Source organism: Streptomyces sp. ICN903, from assembly GCF_022015835.1.
In the GTDB taxonomy this organism is placed as follows: domain Bacteria; phylum Actinomycetota; class Actinomycetes; order Streptomycetales; family Streptomycetaceae; genus Streptomyces; species Streptomyces fenghuangensis.
The window spans coordinates 1-4,236 of the sequence record NZ_JAKMAY010000407.1 but is presented as its reverse complement, the minus strand read 5'-3'; the positions used below and the strand labels follow the sequence as shown (position 1 = coordinate 4,236).

At 70.7% G+C, this 4,236-nt stretch carries 3 protein-coding genes; 1 reads left to right on the top strand and 2 read right to left on the bottom strand.

Annotated elements, in window-relative coordinates; translation table 11 throughout:
• Positions 1-1,145 (bottom strand): cytochrome ubiquinol oxidase subunit I (locus L7D48_RS26720; RefSeq protein WP_237883342.1); only part of this gene is annotated, 1,145 nt, incomplete at its 3' end.
• Positions 1,146-1,315: 170 nt separating this feature from the next.
• Positions 1,316-2,392, bottom strand: coding sequence for a histidinol-phosphate transaminase (hisC, locus tag L7D48_RS26715; RefSeq protein WP_237883339.1), 1,077 nt, complete (start codon positions 2,390-2,392; stop codon positions 1,316-1,318).
• A gap of 374 nt (positions 2,393-2,766) precedes the next feature.
• Here hisC and L7D48_RS26710 point away from each other — a divergent pair, with 374 nt between their 5' ends.
• A complete protein-coding gene (locus L7D48_RS26710; protein ID WP_237883337.1) occupies positions 2,767-3,885 on the top strand; it encodes a LacI family DNA-binding transcriptional regulator in 1,119 nt (372 codons plus the stop codon).
• Positions 3,886-4,236: the final 351 nt, after the last annotated feature.

Genomic DNA, 4,236 nt, shown 5'->3' with positions numbered 1-4,236 from the left:
GTGGGGGTGAGGGCGAGGTTGGGGACCTCGTCCTCGGTGGTGCGGTGGTGTTCGGCCAGGAGGAAGCGGCGGCGGGTGAGCCACAGGCCGAGGGCGCCCAGGGCGGTGGAGGCCATGCCGAAGCCGATCATCCAGCGGAAGCCCCAGTAGGCGACGGGGATGTTGGGCTTGTAGTCGCCGGGGCCGTACTGCTCCTGGAGTGCCTCGTTGGTGTCGTTGATGCCGGGGACGGGGGTGGAGAAGTCGCTGTGGGCGAGGAAGGAGAGCAGGCCGGGGATCTCGACGGCGACCTTGTTGTGGCCCTCGTCGACGTCGCCGTAGGCGAAGACGGAGAAGGGGGCGGGCCCCTCGGTCTCCCACAGGGCCTCGGCCGCGGCCATCTTCATCGGCTGCTGCTCGTACATGATCTTGCCGAGGTGGTCGCCGCTGACGGCGGTGAGCGCTCCGGCGGTGACGAGGGTGACCAGGCCCAGGCGCAGCGAGGTGCGCATCACCGGGATGTGGCGGCGGCGCATCAGGTGGTACGCGGCGATGCCGGCCATGAAGGCGCCGCCGGTGAGGAAGGCGGCGGTCATGGTGTGGAAGAACTGCGCCACGGCGGTGTTCTGGGTGAGCACCGCGAGGAAGTCGGTGAGCTCGGCGCGGCCGGACTCGGGGTCGATCCGGTAGCCGACCGGGTGCTGCATCCAGGAGTTGGCGGCCAGGATGAAGTACGCGGACAGGACCGTGCCGATGGCCACCATCCAGATGGTGGCCAGGTGGATCTTCTTCGGCAGCTTGTCCCAGCCGAAGATCCACAGGCCGATGAAGGTGGACTCGAAGAAGAACGCGATCAGCGCCTCGAAGGCGAGGGGGGCGCCGAAGACGTCGCCGACGAAGCGGGAGTAGTCGGACCAGTTCATGCCGAACTGGAACTCCTGCACGATGCCGGTGACGACGCCCATCGCGATGTTGATCAGGAAGAGTTTGCCCCAGAACTTCGTCGCCCGCAGATAGACCTCGCGGCCGGTACGCACCCAGGCTGTCTGGAGGCCGGCGGTGAGGGCGGCGAGCGAGATGGTCAGGGGGACGAAGAGGAAGTGGTAGACGGTGGTGATCCCGAACTGCCACCGGGCCAGGGTCTCCGGGGCCAGAGCTAGGTCCACGGCACTCTCCCAAAGTGGACATGGTGTGACGTAGCACACGCGCTCGTGAATGCGTTCACATTCACAAGAAGTATGACTCACCTATGTTCATTCCCTCCCACCGGGGGGTGGGAGGGAATGAAGGTCCTGTTCGGAGGGCTGTTGGTCCCCGGTGAGCCGGGGGTGGCGGGCTAGAGGTCCCTGCGGAAGTCCTGCGCGGCCTTGAGGAAGAGGTCGTTGGCCTCCGTCTCGCCGATCGTGACGCGGACCCCCTCGCCCGCGAACGGCCGCACCACCACGCCCGCCGCCTCGCAAGTCCCGGCGAAGTCGCCCGTGCGCTCCCCCAGCCGCAGCCAGACGAAGTTCGCCTGGGTCTCGGGGACCGTCCAGCCCTGCGCGGTCAGCTCGCGCACCACCCGCGCCCGCTCGGCGACCAGGGCGTCCACGCGCTCCAGCAGTGCGGTCTCGCTGCGCAGCGAGGCGACCGCCGCGTCCTGCGCGATCTGGCTCACGCCGAACGGCACCGCGGTCTTGCGCAGCGCCGCCGCCACCGGCTCGTGGGCGACGGCGAAGCCGACCCGCAGCCCGGCCAGGCCGTACGCCTTGGAGAAGGTGCGCAGCACGCAGACGTTCGGGCGGTCGCGGTACAGCTCGATGCCGTCCGGGATCTCCTCGTCGCGGACGAACTCGCGGTAGGCCTCGTCCAGCACCACCAGCACGTCGCCGGGGACACGGTCCAGGAACCGCTCCAGCTCGGCGCGGCGGACGGCGGTGCCGGTGGGGTTGTTGGGGTTGCAGACGAAGACCAGGCGCGTGCGCTCGGTGACGGCGTCGGCCATCGCGTCCAGATCGTGCCTCTCGTCGGCGTCCAGCGGCACCCGGACGGAGGCCGCGCCGGAGATCTGGGTGATGATCGGGTAGGCCTCGAAGGAGCGCCAGGCGTAGACCACCTCGTCGCCGGGGCCCGCGGTGGCCTGGAGGAGCTGCTGTGCGACGCCGACGGAGCCGGTCCCGGTCGCGATGTGGCTCATCGGCACCCCGAAGCGGTGCGCCAGCTCCGAGGTCAGCAGGCCGCAGGCCATGTCCGGGTAGCGGTGGAAGGAGCCGGCGGCGGCGGTGGCGGCCTCCAGGACCCCGGGCAGCGGCGGGTAGGGGTTCTCGTTGGAGGACAGCTTGTACGCCGCGGGGCCGTCGGCGGCCGGGCGGCCGGGCTTGTAGGTGGGGATACCCTCCAGCACCGCGCGCAGTTTCGGGGCCATCTCCGTCATGCCAGGTCCTCCTCGACCCTTCGGGGCCAGTCGTGGGGCGGTCGTGCCGCCGCCCGTACCACCAATGCTGCACACCTTAGAAGGATTCGCCGGAACGGCGTAGGGGCCGGAACAAGGGGGCGCGTTCGCAGAAGTGTGCGCCGGTGGCGCGCTCCGTGGCGCGCATCGCCCGTGAAGGTGAGTTGAGACAGCTTTGAGACATCCCCATTTCTGCTGCGGCAAGCGGTGAAGCATCAGCAGAAACGATGAGGCAGAAGCTCAACTCCCCCTTTTTCCATGGTCGTTACCACAGAGCGGCTTGCAGAATCGTCTCTTCTGACGTTGTTCTGTACACCCCAGCAAACGGCGCGGAGCGGCCCTAGTATCAGCACGCCATGACAGCAGCAGGGAAGCACCAGGTGAGCCGGGCTCACGGCCGTCGGCTGGGGCGTGCGGGCATCCGGGACGTGGCCGCGGCGGCCGGCGTCTCGATCACGACCGTCTCCGACGCGCTCAACGGCAAGGGCCGCCTGCCCGACGCCACCCGGCGCCATGTCCGCGAAGTCGCCGACCGGCTCGGCTACCGCCCCTCCGCGGCGGCCCGCACGCTCCGCACCGGCAAGTCGGGGCTGATCGGGCTGACGGTCACGACCTACGGCGAGGAGCCCTTCACCTTCACCGAGTTCGCCTACTTCGCCGAGATGGCACGCGCCGCCTCCTCCGCCGCACTGGCCCGCGGCTACGCCCTGGTGATCCTCCCGGGCAGCACCCGGCAGAGCCCCTACGACGTCTGGTCCAACGTCGCCCTCGACGGCACCGTCGTCATCGACCCCTCCGACCGCGACCCCGTCGTCACCGAACTGGTCCGCCAGGGCGTACCCGTGGTCTCCGACGGCCGCCCCTGCGGAGACCTGCCCGTCACCGCATGGGTCGACAACGACCACGAGGCCGCCGTCACCGGACTGCTCGACCACCTCGCCGCCGCCGGCGCCCGCCGTATCGGCCTGCTCACCGGCACCAGCACCGACACCTACACCCGGCTGTCCACCGAGGCCTACCTGCGCTGGTGCGAACGCGCCGGGCAGGACCCGGTGTACGAGGCCTACCCCGCCCACGACCCCTGCGCCGGCGCCGTAGCCGCCGACAGGCTGCTGGCCCGGCCCGACCGCCCCGACGCCGTGTACGGACTCTTCGACCCCAACGGCACCGACCTGCTCGCCGCCGCCCGCCGCTACGGACTGCGCGTCCCCGACGACCTGCTGCTGGTGTGCTGCAGCGAGTCCGCCGTCTACGCCGGCACCGAGCCGCCCATCACCACCCTGTCGCTGAAACCCGGGCGCATCGGCACCACCGTCGTCCAGCTCCTGATCGACGCCATCGAGGGCACCGGCGGCGGCCGCCCCGTCCAGCGGATCATGCCCACCGACCTGATCGTCCGCACGTCCTCGCAGCGCCGGCGCCGGCGGACGACGGTGAGCGCCCCCCGCTCCCCCGAACAGCGCGGGCAGGCGTAGGGCCCGCTCATTCCGGGGCGAACCGGCCGCTCTCCGGCTCCCGCCCGGACCCGGTCCGAATTGCCGTCCCCCGGGTGCGTCACAAGGTGCGACCTGCGTTCCTATGATGGGCCCACGACACCGGGACGGCTCTCGACACGGGGCGACCCTCGGGAGGCGGAGAGAGGTCCGGCAGGTGCAGGCGCGCGCGATGGTGGAGGGGCCGATGACTCAGGGGGCCGGTCGGGGATCCGACGTGTGGCACGGCGGCGCGGGCGTGACGGCTTCGGGCCCGGTGAATTCCGGCGTCATGGGTCCGGGTGCCATGGGCTCGGGTGCCATGGGTCCGGGTGCGATGGGTCCGGGTGCCAT

Excerpts from the sequence above, each read along its gene's own strand:
- hisC (WP_237883339.1), bottom strand. The coding sequence starts at position 2,392 with ATGACGGAGATGGCCCCGAAACTGCGCGCGGTGCTGGAGGGTATCCCC.
- L7D48_RS26710 (WP_237883337.1), top strand. The coding sequence starts at position 2,767 with ATGACAGCAGCAGGGAAGCACCAGGTGAGCCGGGCTCACGGCCGTCGG.